Origin of the sequence: Lacibacter sediminis (assembly GCF_014168535.1) — a bacterium.
Classification (GTDB): Bacteria; Bacteroidota; Bacteroidia; order Chitinophagales; family Chitinophagaceae; genus Lacibacter; species Lacibacter sediminis.
Window position 1 is genome coordinate 518866 of sequence record NZ_CP060007.1, and the last position, 21676, is coordinate 540541.

18 protein-coding genes are annotated in these 21676 nt (G+C 40.1%); 14 read left to right on the plus strand and 4 right to left on the minus strand.

Features of this window, described 5'->3' with window-relative positions:
* The first annotated feature begins 9 nt into the window (after positions 1-9).
* The 9 genes from H4075_RS02435 to H4075_RS02475 all read left to right on the plus strand — a co-directional run bounded on the left by H4075_RS02435 (position 10) and on the right by H4075_RS02475 (position 9378).
* Positions 10-1284: an OmpA family protein gene (locus H4075_RS02435; RefSeq protein WP_182803815.1), complete on the plus strand. Its 1275-nt coding sequence runs from the start codon at positions 10-12 to the stop codon at positions 1282-1284.
* 11 nt (positions 1285-1295) lie between these two features.
* Complete coding sequence (locus H4075_RS02440) at positions 1296-1760, plus strand: hypothetical protein (RefSeq protein ID WP_182803817.1); 465 nt, start codon at positions 1296-1298, stop codon at positions 1758-1760.
* A 95-nt stretch (positions 1761-1855) separates the two neighbouring features.
* Positions 1856-2449: a c-type cytochrome gene (locus tag H4075_RS02445; RefSeq protein ID WP_182803818.1), complete on the plus strand. Its 594-nt coding sequence runs from the start codon at positions 1856-1858 to the stop codon at positions 2447-2449.
* Between the two features lie 78 nt (positions 2450-2527).
* Complete coding sequence (locus H4075_RS02450; RefSeq protein WP_182803820.1) at positions 2528-3202, plus strand: CPBP family intramembrane glutamic endopeptidase; 675 nt, start codon at positions 2528-2530, stop codon at positions 3200-3202.
* Positions 3203-3317: 115 nt separating this feature from the next.
* Positions 3318-4736, plus strand: a complete 1419-nt coding sequence (locus H4075_RS02455; protein ID WP_182803822.1) for a S41 family peptidase — start codon at positions 3318-3320, stop codon at positions 4734-4736.
* A gap of 116 nt (positions 4737-4852) precedes the next feature.
* Positions 4853-6208 carry a glycosyltransferase gene (locus tag H4075_RS02460; protein ID WP_182803824.1) on the plus strand — a complete coding sequence of 452 codons (1356 nt, stop codon included), beginning with the start codon at positions 4853-4855 and terminating at the stop codon, positions 6206-6208.
* Between the two features lie 148 nt (positions 6209-6356).
* On the plus strand, positions 6357-7418 hold the full coding sequence (locus H4075_RS02465; protein ID WP_182803826.1) for a sensor histidine kinase: 1062 nt from the start codon (positions 6357-6359) through the stop codon (positions 7416-7418).
* Positions 7415-8506, plus strand: coding sequence for a sensor histidine kinase (locus tag H4075_RS02470; protein WP_182803828.1), 1092 nt, complete (start codon positions 7415-7417; stop codon positions 8504-8506). Before H4075_RS02465 ends, H4075_RS02470 begins: the two co-directional genes overlap by 4 nt.
* 92 nt (positions 8507-8598) lie before the next feature.
* A complete protein-coding gene (locus H4075_RS02475) occupies positions 8599-9378 on the plus strand; it encodes a LytR/AlgR family response regulator transcription factor (protein ID WP_182803829.1) in 780 nt (259 codons plus the stop codon).
* A gap of 62 nt (positions 9379-9440) precedes the next feature.
* On the opposite strand, the gene H4075_RS02480 is transcribed toward H4075_RS02475, so the two are convergent.
* Entirely contained in the window at positions 9441-9953 is a 513-nt protein-coding gene (locus tag H4075_RS02480; protein WP_182803831.1) for a GIN domain-containing protein, read from the minus strand.
* Between the two features lie 122 nt (positions 9954-10075).
* Positions 10076-13138: a ligand-binding sensor domain-containing protein gene (locus tag H4075_RS02485; RefSeq protein ID WP_182803833.1), complete on the minus strand. Its 3063-nt coding sequence runs from the start codon at positions 13136-13138 to the stop codon at positions 10076-10078.
* A gap of 260 nt (positions 13139-13398) precedes the next feature.
* On the opposite strand from H4075_RS02485, the gene H4075_RS02490 reads away from it, so the two are divergent.
* From H4075_RS02490 to H4075_RS02500, 3 genes are all read left to right on the plus strand, one after another.
* The gene (locus H4075_RS02490; RefSeq protein ID WP_182803835.1) at positions 13399-14166 is read left to right on the plus strand and encodes a hypothetical protein; all 768 of its coding nucleotides are present in this window, start codon (positions 13399-13401) and stop codon (positions 14164-14166) included.
* A 237-nt stretch (positions 14167-14403) separates the two neighbouring features.
* Positions 14404-15084 carry a hemerythrin domain-containing protein gene (locus H4075_RS02495; RefSeq protein WP_182803837.1) on the plus strand — a complete coding sequence of 227 codons (681 nt, stop codon included), beginning with the start codon at positions 14404-14406 and terminating at the stop codon, positions 15082-15084.
* Between the two features lie 28 nt (positions 15085-15112).
* Complete coding sequence (locus H4075_RS02500) at positions 15113-15952, plus strand: hypothetical protein (RefSeq protein ID WP_182803839.1); 840 nt, start codon at positions 15113-15115, stop codon at positions 15950-15952.
* A 55-nt stretch (positions 15953-16007) separates the two neighbouring features.
* Here the strand turns inward: H4075_RS02500 and H4075_RS02505 are convergent, their stop codons facing one another.
* Positions 16008-17405 carry an MATE family efflux transporter gene (locus H4075_RS02505; protein WP_182803841.1) on the minus strand — a complete coding sequence of 466 codons (1398 nt, stop codon included), beginning with the start codon at positions 17403-17405 and terminating at the stop codon, positions 16008-16010.
* Between the two features lie 371 nt (positions 17406-17776).
* Here H4075_RS02505 and H4075_RS02510 point away from each other — a divergent pair, with 371 nt between their 5' ends.
* Positions 17777-18391 carry a PsbP-related protein gene (locus H4075_RS02510; RefSeq protein WP_182803843.1) on the plus strand — a complete coding sequence of 205 codons (615 nt, stop codon included), beginning with the start codon at positions 17777-17779 and terminating at the stop codon, positions 18389-18391.
* 74 nt (positions 18392-18465) lie between these two features.
* Here H4075_RS02510 and H4075_RS02515 read toward each other — a convergent pair whose 3' ends face one another.
* A complete protein-coding gene (locus H4075_RS02515; protein ID WP_182803845.1) occupies positions 18466-20094 on the minus strand; it encodes a peptide MFS transporter in 1629 nt (542 codons plus the stop codon).
* Positions 20095-20245: 151 nt separating this feature from the next.
* Between H4075_RS02515 and purD the strand changes: the two genes are divergently transcribed.
* Entirely contained in the window at positions 20246-21550 is a 1305-nt protein-coding gene (gene purD / locus H4075_RS02520) for a phosphoribosylamine--glycine ligase (protein ID WP_182803847.1), read from the plus strand.
* The last annotated feature ends 126 nt before the right edge of the window (positions 21551-21676 follow it).

A 21676-nucleotide genomic window follows, 5' to 3' on the forward strand; every position in this document is an offset into this window, starting at 1 on the left:
CAACTAATCATGAACAAACATCTTCTTATTGCAGCTTTGTTTTTATTGCCGTTGATGACGCAGTCGCAGATCGGCAATGTATTGAACCGGGCAAAAGCAAAAGTAAACCAGCGTGTCAATAACAAAATTGACAAAGGGATTGATGAAGCATTGGATGAAGTGGAAGGGAAAGGCAAACCAAAGCCGGCTGCCAATAACACAACCGATGCAACAGCTCCTTCATCAAAAAAGAAGGTTGGTTACGCAAGCAGTTTCGATTTTATTCCCGGAGAAAAATTATTATACACCGAAGATTTTTCGCAGGATGTAATTGGTGAATTACCGCTTAACTGGAATACGACCGGCAAAGGAGAAGTGGTAACTGTAGATGGCTTGAGTGGCAAGTGGACAAAGATGTACCAGAACTCTTTTTACCTCACCGGTAATAAAACCGAGTTCCCGAAAAACTTTACTGTTGAATTTGATCTGTTGCTGGCCTTCAACTATAAAAGCTATACGTTGCCGTTGGTTACGTTTGGTATGCTGGCAAGTAGCGATCTGGCAACAACAGAAAATGAGTTGATGACCAATTACAGCAAATACCAATCAACAGAAGTAATGCTGCGTCCGGGTTATAAGAGTACGCCCAGTTATGCAACCGTAAAAAGTTTTATTGAACGGAAAGATTATTACAAAAGCGCCGACCAGGAACTCAATAGCTTCGATGATAATTATAATAAAGTAATACATATCGCCATGCAGATGCAGGAAAGCCGCTTACGTATCTGGATCAACAGCGAAAAGGTATTTGATATACCAAAGGCTTTGGTAACACAATACATGTTTAATCAGCTTTTCTTTAAGATCCATAATTCAGGCTATAAAGAAAGTGAAATTGGTTTTTATCTCGGCAATATTAAGGTGGCAACAGGTATTCCTGATACAAGACATAAACTGATGGAAGAAGGAAAATTCTCTACAACAGGTATTCTTTTTAATGTGAACGAAGCAACACTACAGCCGGCATCTTATGGTGTGATCCGTGAAATTGCGGCGGTATTAAAAGCAAATCCATCGGTACGCATCAGTATCACAGGGCACACAGACAGTGATGGTGCAGATGCAGCCAATCTCAGCCTTTCGCAAAAAAGAGCAGCCACTGTAAAAGATGTATTGGTGAATGAATTTGCAATTGATGCAGCAAGAATGGAAACAGATGGTAAAGGCGAAAGCAAACCGGTTGCCGATAATAAAACCAAAGAAGGGAAAGCCGCTAACCGCAGAGTAGAGTTTGTAAAACTATAAATGTATTTTTTATGGAACTGAAAATATTGGTCTTCTTAAATCTGCTGATCTATAGTGTAATCGTAAGTCAGTCATTTATGTACATGATCGCATTGCGTAATGTGCAGGAAAGTATGGGAGCAGCGTCTTACATAGAAATCAGGAAGCTGCTTGATAAGAACTTCCTCAAAAAATTTAAGCCCGTTGTTTATTCTGCATTAGTGCTTGGCCTTGCATTGGTAGCGGCAGCTTCATTTCAGTCATCAGCAATCATAAAAATCGGTAGTGCGCTTGCGTTTGCAGGATTAATAGCAGATGTTGTAATGATCCTGAAAGGCGATATGCCTATTAACCGCATCATCAATAGTTGGACGCTGGAAACCTTCCCGGCTAATTGGGTGGAATACCGAAGTAAATGGCTGTATTGGTTTTCGTGGAGACAGTTTGCCAACATCAGTGGATTTATTGCGTTGTTGATTGCAGCAGTATTCGGATAAACAATTCATCCTGCATTTTTTTCAATTCAATCATCAGTTGCTTGCCTTGGTTTATTGTGTGATTTAGTTTGCAGCTCAATTAAACCTTATCAAATATGAAAAGAACATTACTGGTTGCAGGTATTGTTGCTGTAGGAATTATTGCGTTTGTGAGTTCCTGTACCAATACTTCTGCAAGTGAAGAAGTTAACAAGAAGCCACTTACAAATGCACAGCTCATTAAACGTGGTGAGTACTTAGTAAGTGCCGTTGGTTGTGATGATTGTCATTCGCCCAAAATTATGGGTCCCGGTGAACCGGAAATTATTCCTGAACTGCGTTTCTCTGGTTATCCATCAGCAAGACCTCTGCAAAAAGCCGATAGTAATGTGGTGAAAAGCGGATGGGGTTTAGTTGGCAGCGATCTTACTGCATGGGTTGGACCATGGGGAATGTCGTTTGCAGCAAATATCAGCAGTGATGCAACCGGTATTGGTAACTGGACAGAAGCACAATTCTTTAAAGCGCTACGTGAAGGGAAATATAAAGGACTCGATAACAGTCGGCCGTTGCTGCCACCTATGCCTTGGTTTGTGTATAAGAATTTCAGCGATGAAGACATCAGAGCAATTTTTGCTTTCCTGAAATCAACCAAGCCTGTTGAGAATGTTGTACCGGCACCGGTTCCGTTTACAGCTTTGAAAAATTAATACGCATTAAGATTGTTTAGTGTTTAGGTATAATTACCTGCCCGGCGGGTTCTCCCGTCGGGCTTTTTATTTACAACAATGAAAAAGAAAAAACTGCTTTACTTATTACAGATAGCGCTTCTGTTTGGCTTTATATATAACCCGTGGACAAAATTTCCGTATACATTTTTACTGTTGAGTTTGTTTGTACTGTTGATCAGTTATGTTGAAGACGGTGATCTTTCTGCAGTTGGGTTAAATGCCAGGGGAAGTTTGTTTAAAATAATTCTGCAGGCTGCAGGATTATTTTTGATCATAGAACCGGTAATGGATTTTATTGTACAGCCAATAATGAACAGACTAGCGCAGGATGTACCGGATTTTAGTTCTTTTCAATCAATTGAAAACAACACGGGTAAGTATCTGAAATACCTTACTTATATCTGGATCAGTGCTGCGTTTGGCGAAGAATTATTTTTTCGTGGTTTTCTCAACAGCCGATTTTCTGAATTATTTTCTGGTTTACGTGGTAACGTTGTACTTACAGCGATCAGTTCTTCACTTTTATTTGCAGCTCCGCATTTATACCAGGGCCTGTCAGGTTTGGTCATGACGTTTTTGTTTGGCCTTGTCTTCTTCTTTATCTACAGAAAGTTTGGCTACAATTTGTGGATCACTATTCTGCTGCACGGTTTCGTTGATACGTTTTTTATTACACTGGCTTATACGGGCAACCTGTCGTACTATAAAATTCCTGACTCCTTATTTATATAATAGCTATTTCTAACTTATGCTTTCACACATCACTTTTAAGAAATACCGATCGTTGCGAACTCACCCATTTATGTGGTTGCTTCGCTATGCGCTGCTTTTATCTTTACCATCGTTTATGAAAAAAGCAATACAGGTTTTTGTCTTTTTATTTTCTTTTGGAAGCGTGTATGCCCAATCAAACGGAGCAGACGGTTCTTCTTTATTTAGTGCAGAACAATTGCGTGCAGATCTTGATTCACTTCATAGCTGGGTACTTTCTTCTCACCCAAAACTGTACAGTAATGCTGACAGCATGGCAACAGAAAAAAAGTGGCAGCAAGTACGGAGTGAATTAAAAAGCAGCATGTCCCGTTCGGCATTTATGAAAATACTTGCTCCTTTGCTGGCCCAGTATAATGATGCTCATACGTTTGTTGAAACTGATTTTGAAAGTCCGGATCTGCTGGTATTTAAAGCAAATGGCGGTCGTTTTCTTTCTTATGAAGTAACCATAGAGGGAAATGAAGTTTGGGTTAAAAAGGATATTGATTCACTTGTACAGGTTAAACCCGGCAGCCGCATTTTATCCATCAACGATAAACCAATACAGGAAATTATAACCGAGTTGTACAATGCCATGTCGGGTGATTACAAAGCGAATCGTCTTGCAAGTGTGTCACGGTTATTTGGATTTCTATTGTGGAATCAATACAGTTGGTCGGCACCATTCTCCATTCAATTAAAAGAACCTGATGGAGCGGTAAGAAGTATAAAATCGTCTGCAGTTTCAGTTGATGATTATCTCAAGAATTTATTTCCTTCACCTTTATGGACGATGGATATTTATCCCGACGAAAATTTAGCTGTTATTGAATGCAGAAGTTATTCGGGTAATATGGAGCGCATCCGTGAAAAGCTGGATTCATTTTTTACCATCATCAAACAAAAAAATATTCAGCATGTAGCGCTTGATCTGCGCAGGAATGGTGGTGGTAATTCAGCGATCGGCACCTTGTTTTTATCTTATCTCACCCAAAAGCCGTTGATATCGGTTAATTCAAAATCATTTCGTGAATCAAAACGATTACATGAATTACCTGCAGACTTTTGGCTGAAGAAGCAGTTTGATAATGCGTTAAAAACCTGGAAAAGAGATGGAGAATTTCTTACCACTTATTTTGAGTCAGACAGTCCGCCTGCATTAGCAAAGCCCGAGTTGTTTTTTAGAGGTCAGTTTTATTTACTTACCAGTGCCCGCACTTATTCATCGGCACACATGACGGCCATGCAGGTGAAATGTTCGAACCTGGGAGTGATCATTGGTCAGCCAACAGGCGAGCAAATTGATCTTACGGGAGAGATACTCAGCAGTAAATTACCCAACACAAATATCTTGGTGTATATCCCCACAGCTAGGTTTACTGCTTCCTGTAAATGGAAAGAAAAGATGGGTGTGCAGCCGGATCATATTGTTGCATTTGATCCAAAGCATTTAACACATGCTGTCGATACAGAAATTGCTTACCTCAAGCAACTCATCAAAACAAAAAAGTGATTTTCCCCCGACAGATCATGCAATGAAATATGCAGTTCATGCATGTGCAATTAGTGAAGGCCTTTAGTGTGGATTAAGTTTGTTCATCATTATAAACCTTATCAATTTATTCTACCATGAACAAACAACTTAATGCGGGTAACGGAAAAAAAATCCTGTTTGCCTCAGTTCCTGCCGATGGGCATTTCAATCCACTTACAGGGTTGGCTAAACACCTGCAATCACTCGGGTATGAAGTGCGCTGGTACACTTCATCGCACTATGCACCTAAATTAAAAAAGCTAGGCATTCCTCACTATCCATTTGTGAAGGCAATGGATGTTACTGCCGATACTGTAGATGAAATATTTCCTGAACGTGCTAAGATCAAGAACAAAATCAAAAAGCTTAATTATGATTTCATGAATTATTTCATTCTTCGTGCACCTGAATATTACGAGGATATAAAAAACATTTACAAAGATTTTAAATTTGACCTGTTTGTTGCGGATGTGTTATTTACAGGTATCCCATTTGTAAATGATCTCATGGATATTCCCGTTTTTTCTATGGGTATCGTTCCATTGATGCAAACTTCAAAAGATCTGCCACCTGCAGGTTTGGGGTTAACACCAGGCACTACATGGCTTAGTAAAGTAAGAGACAGCATCCTTCGCTTTATGGCTGAAAATATTTTATTCAGCAAGTCAGATAAGCTGATGAAAAAAATACTGGATGGATATTTTATTGATCATGATAATAAATTTCTCTTCGATCTTGGGATCAACAAGGCAACTTACTATTTGCAAAGCGGAACACCGGGTTTTGAATACAAGCGTAGCGATATGCTGGAAAATATCCGGTTTATTGGATCGCTGTTGCCATACAGCAGCAATCAAAACAAAGAGCAGTGGTTCGATGAACGCCTGAATCAATACAAACGTGTAGTGCTTGTAACACAGGGAACGGTAGAAAAAGACATCAATAAATTATTAATTCCAACTATTGAAGCATTTAAACATACAGACACGTTGGTGGTAGTTACAACCGGCGGATCACAAACGAATGAGTTGCGTGCAAAATATCCGTACAGCAATATCATCATCGAAGATTTTATTGCCTTTAATGACATTATGCCGTATGCCGATGTGTATGTAACCAATGGCGGTTACGGCGGCGTAATGCTGGCAATTGAAAACCGTGTGCCAATGGTAGCTGCAGGAGTGCATGAAGGCAAGAACGAAATATGTGCAAGGGTTGGTTACTTCAAGATTGGCATTGATCTGAAAACAGAATTACCTAAGGCTGAACAGATCAGGAAGGCTGTGGATGAAGTAACAGGCACAGATCAATACAAGATCAACATTCAAGACCTGGCTGATGAATTTCAGCAATATGATGCAAACGGGCTGTTTGCAAACCTCGTTGCTGAAGTGTTGCAACCTGCAAATGATCTTTCCATTTCAAACAAATACAGCGAAAAAATATTTTAGGGTTGACCGGCCTGGCCGGATGGTTTTTTAACCGTCCCGCCAGGCTTACAATTCATCCCCGTTTTTACTCAATTCATACAGGATGATCCGTTTTTCCTTTCCATCGTATCAACAAAACCGGCAAAAGATGGTAATTTGTAAAATAGATATGCAGATCAAATTACCATCTTATACCACAAGGGATTATGCGGTTCTTGCGATCATTCTGCTACCCATCAGCATCATTATAAATTCTATTTTGCTGGGGGCAGGTTATTATTCAAGCCTGGGTGTTTTTTTACTTGCTACTGTTATAGGTTGTGCAGCTTTTGCGATCAACTTTACGCTTTGTGGCGGATGGGCCGTACTCATGAAAAAACGCTTTCCCGAAGAGAGCCAGGTAGGCACCCGGCTGACATTCATGATCCTAACGTTTATCGTTATTACGGGTTTGTTTTTATACCTCATGTTCAGAGGTTACGAACAGATTGAGTTGTTTAATTACAGGTTTAATGAGAACAATTTTTTTTTAGCATATGTCGGCATGGGTATCGTTAACGTATTCATCACGTTGATGATGGAAGGGGTAGACCGCTATGAAAAATGGAAGGATAGTTTAAAGGAAACAGAAGAGCTGCAAAAAGTATTCAGGCAAAGTCAGTTGCAGGGTTTAAAAAGCCAACTCAATCCTCATTTTCTTTTTAACAGTTTAAATTCTTTATCAAGTCTTATCAGCGAAGATGAAGATCAGGCCGAACGTTTCCTGAATGAAATGAGTAAAGTATACCGTTATATGCTGCGGAACGATGAGGATCAGATGGTATCGTTAGAAACAGAATTGCAGTTTGTAGATTCTTATCTCTATTTGTTGAAAGCCAGGTATGGTGACGGGTTGCAGCTGTCAGTAAATGTATCGGATACAGCGGCACAGACAATGCTGCCACCTTTATCGCTACAGGTGTTGATCGAAAATGCATTCACACAAAACAGCATGAGTAAAGCAGCTCCGTTGAAAATATATATTGAATCAGAAGATGATAAATGGATCGTTGTGCGAAATAATCTGCAACCGAAAGTAGTTGCGGAAACTGTTGATGTGGAAGCAGGGCTCGATAACCTGATCAACCGCTACCAGTTGATCAATCGCTCTGAAGTCATCATCACCGATCAGCCGGGTGAACGAATTATACGTTTACCACTGATCTGCAAAAAAGCGGAGGTGATATTATGAGTAAGTGGAATAAACCAACGAAACTGCAGCTGTATTCTTTTGTGGCATCAATGCCGATTATTGATATACTGCTCAACTTTATTTTATACGATGAAAAGCTGTTTCATGAGATCAATATCTGGCTCGTTTCTTTTCCACTCATCTTCGTTATTGGAATAGGCTCATGGCGAGGCCATGTATTTATCGGCAATTATATCAAGCATCGTTTTCATGGGCTAAAGCAAACAAAGAAGAGGATATTGCTGCAGTCATTCTGCCTTATTCCTTTCATGTCGTTCTCTGTTACGCTGATCTTCCTGTTTTATGATGCATTTCATATTCTTGGTTATCATTTCTCAACGGAAGATTTTAAACAGGGATTGATCGTGGGCTTTTGTGTGAACCTGATCTTTGAAACATTGTATGAAGCGGATTATGTATTGGAGCGTTACAAAGAAAGTGTAGAGGAAAAACAACACATGCAGCAGCTTTCTATGTTTCATGAATTTGATAGCTTAAAAAACCAGGTTAATCCGCATTTCCTGTTTAATTGTTTTAACACGCTTTCATCACTTATCAGCGAAGACAAAAAGAAAGCAGAAAAATTTTTGAATGAGTTAAGTAAAGTGTATCGCTACCTGTTGCGTAATAACGAAGATGGGTTGAGTACCGTGGATAATGAAATAAGGTTTATCCGTTCATACTATCAATTGTTGCAAACAAGACATGGCGAAGCGGTACAGTTGAATATTGAAATTGACAAGCGCTACGATTCGTATATGCTGCCCTCTCTTACCTTACAATTACTGGTTGAGAATGTGGTGAAGCATAATGTGCTTTCGAAGAATAAGCCATTGGTGATCGATATTTTTACCACTGCCGGCAACAAACTGGTAGTGAACAATAACCTGCAACGTCGTACGGTGAAAGCACCGAGTAATAAAGTGGGATTGGAAAACATTCGTGCAAAGTATGATTTGCTGAAGCAACCGGGTTTCCAGGTAATGGAAGATGAAAAGAATTATACCGTGGTGCTTCCGCTTATCTGGAATAACAATGGAGAAATGAAGAGGGCCATATTAACGGAAGCAAAGAACAGCTTAACATAAAAGAGTAAAATTTTTGCGGTGACATTTATAAAGTCGAATGCAAAAAAATCAGGTCAAACAACATGAGGCAATAATCAACAAAAAACAGGCAAATGAGAATACTTATTGTAGAAGATGAAGAACTGGCAGTAAAGAAACTGCAAAAAACATTAGCGGCGGTTGACGCAACGGCGTCAGTAATTGGCGTTACAGACAGTATAAAAGCAACAGTCGACTGGTTGCAAAGCAATCAGCAACCCGATCTTATCCTGATGGATATTGAGCTTGCTGATGGGCAGAGCTTTGAAGTGTTTAATTTAACAGAAGTAAAGAGCCCTGTGATCTTTACTACTTCGTATGACGAGTATGCATTAAAGGCATTCAAAGTAAACAGCGTAGACTATTTACTGAAACCGATACAAAAAGAAGAGTTGCAGGCAGCCTTGCAGAAATACCGTCACCTGCATGCAACTGCAAAAGCACCCGATGGGAAATCGGATATGAATCTTGAAAGCCTTGTTCGTGAGCTGCAACAGAAACTTCAGCCGAAAGAATACAGGAAGCGTTTCCTGGTGAAGCATGCACAGAAACTGGTTTCAGTTGAAATTGATGAGATCGCTTATTTCTATAGCGATGGCCGTCTTAATTTTTTTAAAACAAGCGATAACAAAAAATATGTGGTTGATTACACGATGGATGAATTGGAAGATATGCTTGATCCGGAGAAGTATTTCCGTATCAGCCGTTCATTCTATGTTTCAGTGAGCAGTATTGATAAGATCGACGATTACTTTGGTAACAGACTTATTCTGCAATTGAAACCTGCAGTGGATAAGGAAGCATTGGTGAGCCGGGAGAAGGTGACAGAGTTTAAAAAGTGGATGGGTAAATAACCTCTTTCACATAAAAAAAAGAACAGCATTTGCTGTTCTTTTTTTGTGTTAATAACAGGCTTTTATTTTCCTGTTCTGTTTCTGTATTCTCTGGGTAGTTTTTTATGAAATGTATAGCTGATGTCGTCACCGCTTCTGATCTCAATTTTTCCTGTTGATTTCAGATTTACAACACAATCGTTATATATGTTGATTACAAGATCTTTCGATTTTAAGGTATTCATTCCTGTAACAAAAGAGTTCTCGTAAATATCAACTACTGCAAGATTTTTTACCGGTAGCCCGATATAAATTTTATACTTAAAGCTTTTGTTTTTGCTTGCACCGATTGTTAGTATTCCGTTTTCCTGTTTTACGGAAATGTCACCGAAGAAAGTGCTATCGCCTTCAATGTATAGAATACCTGGTTCGTTGTCTTCGATCAATAACACATCAATTGAGGCGTTGATCACTAATTTTTGAAAAGGCTGTACGTTTACTTTAGTAATGGCTGATTTCCTTTTTTCTGTTGTTTGTGCTGAGGCTGCAGTAGTAACCAGCAAAAGAACTGCAGTGAGCAGGTGTTTTACGTTCATGATGAAAAGGTTTAATGATGATAAAGTTTAACTGTGCAAAGATGCTCAGCTGAGTGTACAGGAGAAAGACCAAACTGTATGAATCGTTACAGCGGCCGTATGAAGTGAATATGTTATGAAGATTATACCACCGGAACAAGTAATACAAAAATGGAACTGCTTTTGTGTACCTGCACATCAAGCTGTGCCTTTATGGTTTTGAGCCGGTGTTCCATATCCTGCCGTTGCAGCAGATTATTGAGCTGTTGCATATCGCAGCAGTCGTTTTTAAACTGCATGGTAAATTGCAGTTTTGGTTTTTCGTAACTGATGTGAATATTACATTTTTGAGCGCCTGCATAGATGAGGCTTTTCACAGCTTCTTTAAACAAAAGAAATGATTCGTGGCGAAGTTTCATGTTGAGCGAAAGGGCTTCCACATTCTTATCAACTAAAATATCGATCTCGGCACCATTACGGTTGTTAAGTGCATCAAGGTATTCTTTCATGCGTTCAACCGTTTTCGACATGTTATCATTGTCGGGATCAATACTCCATAACATGTCATCCATTGCAATCATCATGTTATGACTTTTAGCGTGGATCTGCTCAATATATTCTTTTGATTTTTCAGGATCTTTATCTGCTTTCAACTTTGCCATTTCACTCAGGATATTAATATTGTTGAGTGCCGTATTCACTTCTTTATGCAGATTATCTGCAATGCCACTGCGCATTTCCTGCATGGCTTCCTTCCGTTTCATCCGTTCACGATCCAGCCAGAAGATAATTGCACCACCGGCCAAGATCAGCAAACTGTAAAACCACCACGATTTCCAGAATGGAGCATTCATTTTAATCCGCAAATTTGTTTGTTGCTCCGTAAAGCGCCCTTCTTCATCCATAATCCGTAAACGGAAAGTATAAGTGCCATTTGGAAGGTAAGAATACACTGCCTGGTTATTATTATCTGCAGATTGCCAGTCTTTATCAATCTTATCCATTTTATATTGAATAATGCTGGAACTGCCGTATTGCAGGCTTGAGAATTCAATAATGACTGAATTGTTTCCCGGCTTTAAGTTAATAAGATCAAGCTTCAGTAACGAATCAACCGGGATTGACTTATTGCGCACTTTAAAATCGGTAATGATTGCTTTGGGTTTGGCATTGTTGAGAATAATTGAAACCGGATCAAACGCAACAAATTGATTACTGCTGCCAAAAAGTAAACGGCCATCACTCAGGCGTCTTGATGAGGCAAGAATAAAATCTTCGTTATCAATACCGTCTGTTTTCCCAAAACGGATGAAAAGATTTTTTTGAATATTGATACGATACAATCCGCTGGTGCTGGAAAGCCATACATAACCATTACGGTCTTTCTCCAATGACGCAATGTAACCGGAAATCGTTTCAGCGTTACCGAGTAATTTCGATTTTTTGGTTTGCCTGTTAAATAATAATATCTGCGAGCCGGTAGTGATGATCATTGTACTGTCATTATATTCCAATACAGAGGATACGCCCTCCTGAGGGAGTTTGTAAGCACCTTTTCCGTCTAAACTAAAATGGTAGATTACTTTATCTGTTGCGGGATCACATGCATAAATACCAAAATTTGCAAATGCTATCCAAACTAACCCCTTTGAATCAACAATGATCTTATTTACCTGGTTTGCGGGTAATGATGTAACCAGTTTTATGCCGTTTGTATAATCTTTATTTCCGGTTGTGGCGGTCCATTTATATAAACCGATCGACTGCATCCCAAACCAAAGATTACCCAATTTGTCTTCCACAAGTTGTCTTACTGTTCTATTCTGTAATGCCGGGGGATTATAATAAGCGGAAGTTCGTGTCTGTTGATTCACTTTAATAAATCCCGGCTGGGCCGAAAGCCATATCGTGTTACTGTCTGATGAAGCAAACATACTCCATATTGAATAACTAAGTCGCTCGTCGATACCTTTAACATTGATGGGGAGAGGTTTTAAATTTTTATCATAGTGGTAAAGCCCATCGCCCCATGCAGAAGTAAGGATGGTGCCATCTTTCATCTCAATTGCCGCCAGAACGCCACCTCTCCCAGGCCTTTCGGTCACACGGTTTATATGAGCTATATTCTGAAAAACATGCTGCGCCGGGTTGAAGCGATATAATCCATTGTTATTTGTAGCAACCCAGATATTATTTTCACGATCCTCAGTTAAGCCACGAACATGTTCATAAGCAATGCTTCGTTCAGATGTATAACCGTTGTTTACAAAATCGAAGATTTTTGTTCGTTCATTAAAGCGTGCAAACACCTGTAGGCCACGTATCCATATGCTGCCATCTTTCTGTTCAAGAAAACCATGTACTTCGTAATAGGATTTAAGATAGCCGTGGAGTTCTGCTGCAGATAAATGCAGATCATTTTTTTTCAGGTCGTAAGAATAAATATAAGGGAATCCGGGGCCCCAGTTTAAGAACCAAACCCTGTTCTTTGAATCAAAAAAATAAACGTATGGGGTGATTTTTCCTTTGAACTGATCGATGATTTTTTCTTTATCAATATTATTAAAAGCAGTGCTTAAATTATTTGTTGCTTCATTGAAAATAGCAATCGTTCCATCTTTGGTTGTAAACCAGTATTTACCCGAGCCCGGCTGCTGTGCAAAATCGCCAATATTCCATCCTTCCGGAATTTTAAAACGTTTATGTGCGGATACAAATGTGTGCTTGCTTACATCATAGACTAATAATTCATGACCTCCCAGCAGCAGAAACAAATCGCCTTTACTGTCCAGTATTATTTTTTTAACTGAAGTTGCTGTTGCATACTTATTAAGCGCATAAACCGTGGCTTCGTTGAACCTGAAATTCTTTGTGCTGAAAATACCGATGTGCCCATCGGAAAGTAACACCCAAAGATTTTTACTGCTGTCGATGAGTAATTGCGTGATAGGGTTAGATGGTATGGTTGTATTATCGTTTTTGCGATGCCGGAATGTCTTGTAACGGATACCATCAAAACGCTGCAGCCCATCAACCGAACCTGTCCAGATATATCCCTGCTCATCCTGCACCACTGTATTCACCTGATTCGATAAAAGGCCGGAACTGGTATTGTAATGTGTAAATGTATAGTTGAGTGTTTCCTGTGCAGCAACGCTGTTCAGAAAACAGAAGAATAAAAAAATGAGCGAGAGTTTGTGGAGCATAGTGTTCAGGTAGGTCAAATTTACTGATTGCCTGCATAAACTGCGTAAATGGCTGTATGAACTGTTGATATCGTTATTGAATTGTGCGAATGTTTGAATGAGTTGTAAATGCCAGATGGGAGTTTGTTTGCTACTGAATGTGTGCAACTACAATTCACTGCTTTAATATCACAATTCATGCATAACAGTATTTCTTTCTGCTGCTGTCAATAACATCTTTGTGCCGTTAATCATTCAATCATTAAACCTCAAACAAAACAATGAAACGGATTTTTATTTTAACCCTCTTGGCAGGCACCATTTTAACCTCCTGTAAAAAAGAAGACAAACAAAAAGTATTTAACGGAGCAGTCGTTCCATTTCAACACGGGAAAGCCTGGACATGGTACGAAGTAGATGAAAGTGATAAACCACTTCGTTTAGCTGTTGCTATTGATGAAGCAGCTATGAGCAGCCTCGATCGTGGCGGCGAGAATAACGGTGAACATAATCACAGCAACAATGTTGTATTAAATTTTCATCCTAAAGTAAAATCAGTATTCAATCATGTTGGTCTTGGATGGAACCCGCATGGTCATGAACCCGAATTCATTTATGGATTGGCTCACTTCGATTTTCATTTTTATACTATTTCACCGGCAGCAGTGGATGCAATTCCTCCGTTTGAAGTTGACAGCAGTAAGCACAAGAATTTGCCGGCGCCGGCTTATTTCCCTGCTACTTATTTTTACCCCGGCGGTGGTGTTCCTAAAATGGGTGCTCATTGGCTCGACTTTACTTCTCCTGAATTAAGCGGTGCTCCATTTACTCAAACATTCATTTATGGTTCTTATGATGGAGAAGTTACGTTCTACGAACCAATGATTACTGAAGCATTTATTTTAGCCAATAATGGATTTGTACGAACTATTCCGCAACCCGAAAAAGTTCAAAAAACAGGTTATTACCCAACCAAGATGCGCATTGAAAAGATCGGCGGCATCACCAATATTATACTGGAAGGATTTGTATTAAGACAGGCATCGTAAAAGCGGGTTCACTCCGTAAAGTGATCACTGCAACAGAAGCATGAAAGATAAGCCGGGAGTGCCGTAACACTTCCGGCTTATGTATTTTATTACGATGAGAAGTAAACATGTGCATTTCGTTTTAGCATCAACATTTCATGCAGCAAAAAAGCCAACTCATCACATCATGCGTTTTCAATGCAGTAATTGTGCATCAATTTTACATCATCATCATTATTTCACCATTAAACCTTATTTATGAAACGTTACAATATTTTCAACCAGGTACATAAAGGGCTCCGTGCATTACTTTATGAAACCATCATTAAACTGCAGCAAACAGATTTTACAGATGCAGAAGATGCTGATGAAGCTGTTCAGCAGGTAAAGATCATCCTCGATCTGTTTGACGAACATGCGCATACAGAAGATACATTCATTCTGCCCGCTATTGTAGAATATGAGCCATCAGTTGTGGATGCTTTTGCACAGGAGCATGTAAAAGATCTTGCACTCAGCAATAAGCTCAATGGTTTGTTGCAGGCTTTTTCACTCACGATTTCTCCCGATGCTAAACGTGAAATTGGCGCTGCTATCAGCAATGCAGTATTTGAATTCATGCTGTTTAACCTTGAGCACATGAAGAAAGAAGAAGATGTACTGAATAAATTATTGTGGCGCTATTATGATGATGAAGTATTGCACGGCATCACCATGAAGATTATTGCACACGTTCCGGCCGATAAAATGCCTTTGTACAATAAATGGATGATGCGTGGACTTTCTAACACAGAGATCATCGGTTGGTTGAAGCAGGTAAAAAATAATGCCCCTGAATTTGTCTTTGACTCATTTGTTGACCTTGCAGTAAATGAACTTGCAGAATGCCGCTGGCAAAAAATACAGGAACAACTTACAGAAGGAGCCATGCTGGCGTAATCTTCACTAAACAACAAACACCACTACAATGAAAAAAGTAAATTATATAGCCAAAGGCTTTAAAGTTTTAAGTATTGCTGCAGTAATTACAGTAGCAAGTTGTTCACTCATTTCGTTTACCGTTCGTTCGCTGGGAGATGATTTCTTGAAGCAGCTGGGATTAACAAAGCCGGGTGCAGAAGAAAAGATCAGGCAGGGAATTCTCGGCGGCTCGCTTGATACATACGGCATCAAGGGTATTAAGAATATTGCCACAGGTAACCGTGCTGCGGTGGCGAGCGATATTCTTTCTTACACAAAAAAATATGTAAGCACAGCCGATTTTATTAAGAACTACAATGAAATGAGGGATTATTACAAACCCAAGTTTCAAAAATTGCAGACACCTGATGAAATGCGTGCAGAGGCCGTTGCTAATCAGAAAAAAAGCATTGCACAGATCGAAGAGAGTATTAAAAAAGCAGATGCTTCAACCAAACCTATTTTTGAAAACGTATTGATTACCGCAAAAGAAGATTTAAAGAAAATAGAAGATCCTAACAGCAAACATAATGCAGCCTATGCAAAAAATTATGAGCAGGCTGTAAAACAAAATCAACAGAATTACGACAGGCAGATTGCTGACTGGGAAGCAAAGTATCCGTCGAATCATTTACTGTATGTGAAAAAAAGGTTGCAGGAGTTTTTAAATGAAACAGCAGACATTGATTTTGAAGCTGAACTCATCACAAAGAATGGCAAGAAGTATTTTGTGAACCGTGCTTACGAAAGCAAAGGTAACCGTTGGAAAATGGCTTTCCGTGCAGGACAGGATGTTGTTACAACTGCAAGAACATTTGTTGAAAAATGGATGAGCGAGATCAAATAATTCGAACAGTCGGTATACTTGGTTAAAGCCCCCTTTGCAATGGGGGCTTTGTTTTTTATACCTGTACTGATTTCCATTTACCTTTTTTGAAATAATACCAGGCCATCAATGCGATCAACGTTTCTGCTACTGGTATGGCAATGAATGCGCCGGTTGATTTCAGATCAAGTCCCTTTGCCAATAAATAAGCAAGCGGTATCTGGAACAACCAAAAGCAAATAAAATTGATCACTGTCGGTGTTTTGGTATCACCAGCTCCATTGAGCGCCTGCACCATCACCATGCCAATACCATAAAAAATATAACCCGCACCAATGATCTGCAATGCTCTTGCACCATAAGCAACCACGGCTTCTTCCTGTGTAAATATGCGGATGATGGGTGTAGCAAAAAACACAAACAACACCGTTACAAAGCTCATGAAAATAGCATTATACTTTGCTGCGAGCAATACACTTTGTTCTGCACGTTGTATTTCTTTGGCACCAAGATTTTGCCCAACCAATGTTGCGGCTGCATTACTCAAACCCCATGCTGGTAAAATAAAGAACACCACATTTCGGATGGCTATCTGGTAACCAGCAGATGCTGTGGTGCCACCGCTTTCAGCAACCAATTTTGCCAACACGATCCAGCTGCCGGTTGCAATAATAAATTGAAACGTTGCAGGTGATGCAATGGTTGTGAGTGAACGGATCAATGGCCCATCAAAATGAAAATGTCTCTTTTTCATTTGTAATAAACCACTTCCTTTGAACAAGTGCCAGCATTGATAAGCCACACCTGAACTTCGGCCAAGTACTGTTGCAATGGCAGCACCCTTTAAACCCATGAAGTGAATAAAAATGGGGCAGAGGATAATATTCAGTAAACTGGCGATCCATAAACTTTTCATGGCCATGGCGGCATCGCCTGCTCCCCTGAAAATACCATTGATCAGAAACAGCAGAAGGATCACTACACTTCCGCCCAACATAATGCGGGTGAAAATGGCACCTTCTTTTACAACATCACTTGCTGCGCCCATTAGCTGTAAAATGTCGCTTGCATAAATAACACCGATGATGCTGATCACGATTGCAATGCTGATGCCCAGCACCATTGCCTGTGCACCTGCATGTGCAGCTGCATCCGGATTTTTCTCGCCAATACGTCTTGCTACAACTGCTGTGGCAGCAGTGCTTAAGCCAATGGCAACTGAGTAAACGATCATGATCACCGATTCTGTTAAGCCAACTGTTGCAATAGCATTTTTGCCGAGCTTACCTACAAAGAACATATCCACTACTGCAAATACGCTTTCGAGACTTAGTTCAAGAATCATTGGAATAGCCAGGAGAAACACAGCTTTGCGAATGCTACCCTGTGTATAATCCTGCTCCTCACCATTGAGTGATTGTTTAAATGTTTGATAGATATATGAAAGCCTGTTACGGTTATTAATCGTCGTCATGAAAAAGGTTTAAGAATAAATAAAATGAAATGGCTGAAGCGTTGCTTCAGTTAATTGGTGTTTCGGCGTGTGTCTTTTTAAATTAAGACGAATGAGACCTTCATATGCGTAGAATAAGAGTCGCAAAACTAATCTTTTTATTTTTGAACTAAAAACATGGTTGATGACCAATGGAAACTATCCGTGGAAGACGGTATTTTAAGCGGTTGACAGGGTTTTCATTGCGTGATGTGAAACAAGTTTGTACTTTTATACTACAACCATCAAGAACATGAAATGAGCCATAAAATTTTCGGAGGTAAATTTTATCCAATCCCGATGAAAATTTTATGGCAAATAACATGTGGCTAAAATCAAATAAAAAATAGCACATGAAAAAGATTGTCGTAGCCCTTGCCCTTGTTGTGTCTTCTGCTGTAGCATGGGCGCAGCCGGCACGTATTCCGGTAAATGATCTGAATACAGGCACCAACAATAAACCAAACAATAACACAACAAACTCCCCCAATACAACCACTACAACCAGTAGCGAGTTGAAAAAGTATAGCGATCCTAAAGGCCGCTACACCATTGGCTATCCCGGCGATTGGAAGTTTGATGATAAATCAGAAAATGCTGTTTTTAAAATAACGTCGCCGGCAGAAAATGGAGAGGATAAATTTTTCCAGTACCTGAACCTGCAGATCGAAGAAATAAACTCCGGTACTACAGTTGATGATTATGTAAAAACAAACATGGATGCGGTAAAAGATTTTGTGAAAGGTTATCGTGAAGTTTCATCGATGTTCTTTAACCGCAATGGGTCACGTGCATACCAGATCATATACAAAGGCAAGCCTGGCGAAATGACTTATGATGTACAGATCAAACAATTATTTTGTGTGAGTAATGGTAAAGGGTATGTACTCACTTATCTAAGTAAAGAAGGAGAGCGTGATGCATACGAAACAACTGCTAACAAAATATTCAACTCATTTAAATTCTAAAAAGACTTAAGATAAATAAAGAAGGCGGTTGCAAAGCGACCGCCTTCTTTATTTATAGTTCACCTGCATTAAGATCAAGCCTCTTTTGTATGCATCATTGTTTGCAGCTTCTTTGTTAATGCAAACAAGATGAGTGATGCAACACCTGCCATTACTACGAACAGCACGAAGAAATCGTAAAGCGAGTTAATGTCATAACCAAGTATGGATTGAAACTTATAAGGAATACCTGCGTCGTTAAGCTTGGCAATTACCTCTGCTGAAGGTGTAACTGTTTTTGCCAAAATGGGTTCTAAATCTATACCCACGTCAGCAGCCTTTTTGATTTCTGCAATGCTCGGAGGATATAATGCACTAAGCACACCTGCAAGCTTATTCGCAAATGCGTTACCTAAAAACCAAACAGCCATCAGCAACGAAGCGTATTTAAATGGTGCAAGTTTATTTGCAAGCGACAAGCCGATTGGTGATAAACATAATTCGCCCCATGTGTGCAACGCATACATACCGGTTAACCAGATCATACTTACTTTAATACCTGCGCCAACATCTTTTACACCGAAGGCGATCCACAAATAACCAATTGCAAGAAGCATTAAGCCGATGGCCATTTTTGTTGGGGCCGATGGATCCTTCTTCCCCAGCTTCAACCATAACCAGGCAAACACTGGTGCAAAAGCCACAACAAATAAAGAGTTAAGCGATTGGAACCAGCTTGCAGGAACGGTGTAGAATCCAAGATCACGTTGGGTTTGTTCTTCTGCAAAGAAGGTGAGTGATGCTCCGGCCTGTTCAAATGCGCTCCAGAAAAAGATCACAAAGAATACCACGGTGAATAATACAATGACTCTGTGCTTTTCAAATTTGTTAAGCGTTTTGTCGGTCATCACCATAAAAAAGATCAGGATAGCAGAACCTGCAAGTAAGTAGGTAAGATAGCTGACAACTTTCGCATCTATATATAACATGCCGATGGCTAACGCAGAAAACGCTGCTAACCCAATAATGATCGCAATCGGTTTGATCCATAAAGATGGCGACCCAGCAGGCGTTAAGCCAAGCACTTGTTTATCTGGACCAAGAACATATTTTTTATGAAACAGCAACTGCACAACTACGCTGATCAACATACCAATACCGCCCGCTAAAAATGCCCATTTAAAATCAGCAGGGTCGCCGGTGTCACCTACCAACCCGCATATAAACGGCCCAACTGCACCACCCACATTAATGCCCATATAAAAGATGGTATAAGCAGGATCAATTCTTCTGTCGTTTTTTGGATACAGTTGACCAACCAATGAAGAAATGTTCGGTTTGAAAAATCCATTACCTGCAATCATTAAACCAAGACCCGAAAAGAATAATATAGAAGACAGATCTGGCGATGATGCGTAAGTTGATCCACAAAAGAAGAGTAAAAATTCTCCCAGTGCCATTACAATACCGCCTGCAATAATAGAGCGTTGGTTTCCCCAGTAACGATCGGCAATAAAACCACCAATCAATGGAGTGAGATAAACTAAGCTGGTATAGCTTCCATAAAGGTTTGAGGCAAATGCTTTATCGAACAGCAATGCTTTGGTCATGAATAAAACCAGTACGGCACGCATGCCATAATAGTTGAATCGTTCCCACATTTCAGTGCCAAATAAAACCCAAAGGCCTTTCGGATGGCCTTTTTGTGCGGTTGTTTCGCTCATACAATTGGTTTAAGTTTTTTAATTCGTGGAGTGCCGAAAGTAAGGAATAAATAGAAACGGCTAATCACTGTTCGCATTCTTACAGTTTTGACGAAAGGTTTAGGAAGTTGCAGCAGTATGGTCTAATTTCGGGCCTGAAGTAAAATCCGACATGAATATACTACTGCTTGGCTCTGGTGGCCGTGAACATGCCCTGTCCTGGAAATTTGTACAAAGTCCTTTGTGCGATGAATTGTATATCGCTCCCGGTAACGCCGGCACTGCTTTGTGTGGTACCAATATTTCTTTGCGTGTGGATGGTGATTTTGAAGCGATGGAACAATTCTGTCGTGACAAACAGATTCATCTGATAGTTGTAGGTCCGGAAGATCCACTGGTGAAAGGCGTGTATGATCATTTTGATGAAGCACATAAAACCAATCCTTTTGCTGACGGCTGGTTGGGTGTTATCGGTCCCTCAAAATACGCAGCGCAGCTTGAAGGCAGTAAGGCATTTGCCAAAGCATTCATGGAGCGCCACAATATTCCAACAGCTTCCTACAAAGAATTTACTGATACCAATTTTGACGAAGGTCGTGAATACCTCATGAACCATGCATTGCCCGTTGTGCTCAAAGCCGATGGACTGGCTGCGGGTAAGGGGGTGATCATCTGCAATAATCATCTCGAAGCTGTAGCTGAATTTGATATGATGATCCATCAGCACAAATTTGGTGATGCGGGTAAAAAAGTGGTGATCGAAGAGTTTTTGAATGGTATTGAGGTGAGCGTATTTGTGTTGACCGATGGCAAAAACTATTGCATATTACCGGAAGCAAAGGATTACAAACGGATTGGCGAAGACGATACCGGTTTAAATACGGGTGGCATGGGTGCAGTAAGTCCGGTGCCTTTTGCTGATGAGGTGTTTATGCAAAAGGTGAAGGAAAGGATCATTGAACCAACCATCAATGGCTTTAGTGAGGAGGGATTTGTGTACAAGGGTTTTGTGTTTATCGGTCTCATTAAAGTAAACAACGAGCCTTATGTCATTGAATATAACTGCCGCATGGGTGACCCTGAAACCGAGGTGGTTATCCCAAGGCTGAAGAACGACCTTGTTGAAATGCTTGTTTCAACGGCAAAAGGGGAAGTAGATCAAATAAAGATCGAACAAGACCCACGTTTTGCGGTCACGATGGTAGCTGTAAGCGGCGGGTATCCAGGCGATTATATCAAAGGGTATGAAATTACCGGCCTCAATCAATCAACTGCAGAAACTGTTATTTTTCATTCCGGCACCATAGCAGAAGACGACAAAATTGTGAGCAATGGAGGACGTGTACTTACGGTTACTTCTTTCGGTAAAGATGTTGCTGAATCGGTAGCAAGATCAAAGCAGGTACTTGAAGGCATCCGCTTCATGAAAATGTATTACCGCAGCGATATCGGCTACGAATTCATGGGCACTAACTGAGAAGTATAAACGAAGTTTCTGAAATGTCTTTTTTGTTTTTCGTGGTATTGACGAAATGCTTTGCAGGCAAGGGTTAAACTTGTTTTGAAAAAATCGGGAGGAAAAACACTTACGGGCACGGTTTTA

Bases quoted from the DNA above. Each gene is read 5' to 3' on its own strand.
- purD (WP_182803847.1), top strand. From the start codon at position 20,246: ATGAATATACTACTGCTTGGCTCTGGTGGCCGTGAACATGCCCTGTCC.
- H4075_RS02470 (WP_182803828.1), top strand. From the start codon at position 7,415: ATGAGTAAGTGGAATAAACCAACGAAACTGCAGCTGTATTCTTTTGTG.
- H4075_RS02505 (WP_182803841.1), bottom strand. From the start codon at position 17,405: ATGACGACGATTAATAACCGTAACAGGCTTTCATATATCTATCAAACA.
- H4075_RS02440 (WP_182803817.1), top strand. From the start codon at position 1,296: ATGGAACTGAAAATATTGGTCTTCTTAAATCTGCTGATCTATAGTGTA.
- H4075_RS02455 (WP_182803822.1), top strand. From the start codon at position 3,318: ATGAAAAAAGCAATACAGGTTTTTGTCTTTTTATTTTCTTTTGGAAGC.
- H4075_RS02480 (WP_182803831.1), bottom strand. From the start codon at position 9,953: ATGAACGTAAAACACCTGCTCACTGCAGTTCTTTTGCTGGTTACTACT.
- H4075_RS02445 (WP_182803818.1), top strand. From the start codon at position 1,856: ATGAAAAGAACATTACTGGTTGCAGGTATTGTTGCTGTAGGAATTATT.
- H4075_RS02475 (WP_182803829.1), top strand. From the start codon at position 8,599: ATGAGAATACTTATTGTAGAAGATGAAGAACTGGCAGTAAAGAAACTG.
- H4075_RS02485 (WP_182803833.1), bottom strand. From the start codon at position 13,138: ATGCTCCACAAACTCTCGCTCATTTTTTTATTCTTCTGTTTTCTGAAC.
- H4075_RS02515 (WP_182803845.1), bottom strand. From the start codon at position 20,094: ATGAGCGAAACAACCGCACAAAAAGGCCATCCGAAAGGCCTTTGGGTT.
- H4075_RS02495 (WP_182803837.1), top strand. From the start codon at position 14,404: ATGAAACGTTACAATATTTTCAACCAGGTACATAAAGGGCTCCGTGCA.
- H4075_RS02450 (WP_182803820.1), top strand. From the start codon at position 2,528: ATGAAAAAGAAAAAACTGCTTTACTTATTACAGATAGCGCTTCTGTTT.
- H4075_RS02490 (WP_182803835.1), top strand. From the start codon at position 13,399: ATGAAACGGATTTTTATTTTAACCCTCTTGGCAGGCACCATTTTAACC.
- H4075_RS02435 (WP_182803815.1), top strand. From the start codon at position 10: ATGAACAAACATCTTCTTATTGCAGCTTTGTTTTTATTGCCGTTGATG.
- H4075_RS02460 (WP_182803824.1), top strand. From the start codon at position 4,853: ATGAACAAACAACTTAATGCGGGTAACGGAAAAAAAATCCTGTTTGCC.
- H4075_RS02510 (WP_182803843.1), top strand. From the start codon at position 17,777: ATGAAAAAGATTGTCGTAGCCCTTGCCCTTGTTGTGTCTTCTGCTGTA.
- H4075_RS02500 (WP_182803839.1), top strand. From the start codon at position 15,113: ATGAAAAAAGTAAATTATATAGCCAAAGGCTTTAAAGTTTTAAGTATT.
- H4075_RS02465 (WP_182803826.1), top strand. From the start codon at position 6,357: ATGCAGATCAAATTACCATCTTATACCACAAGGGATTATGCGGTTCTT.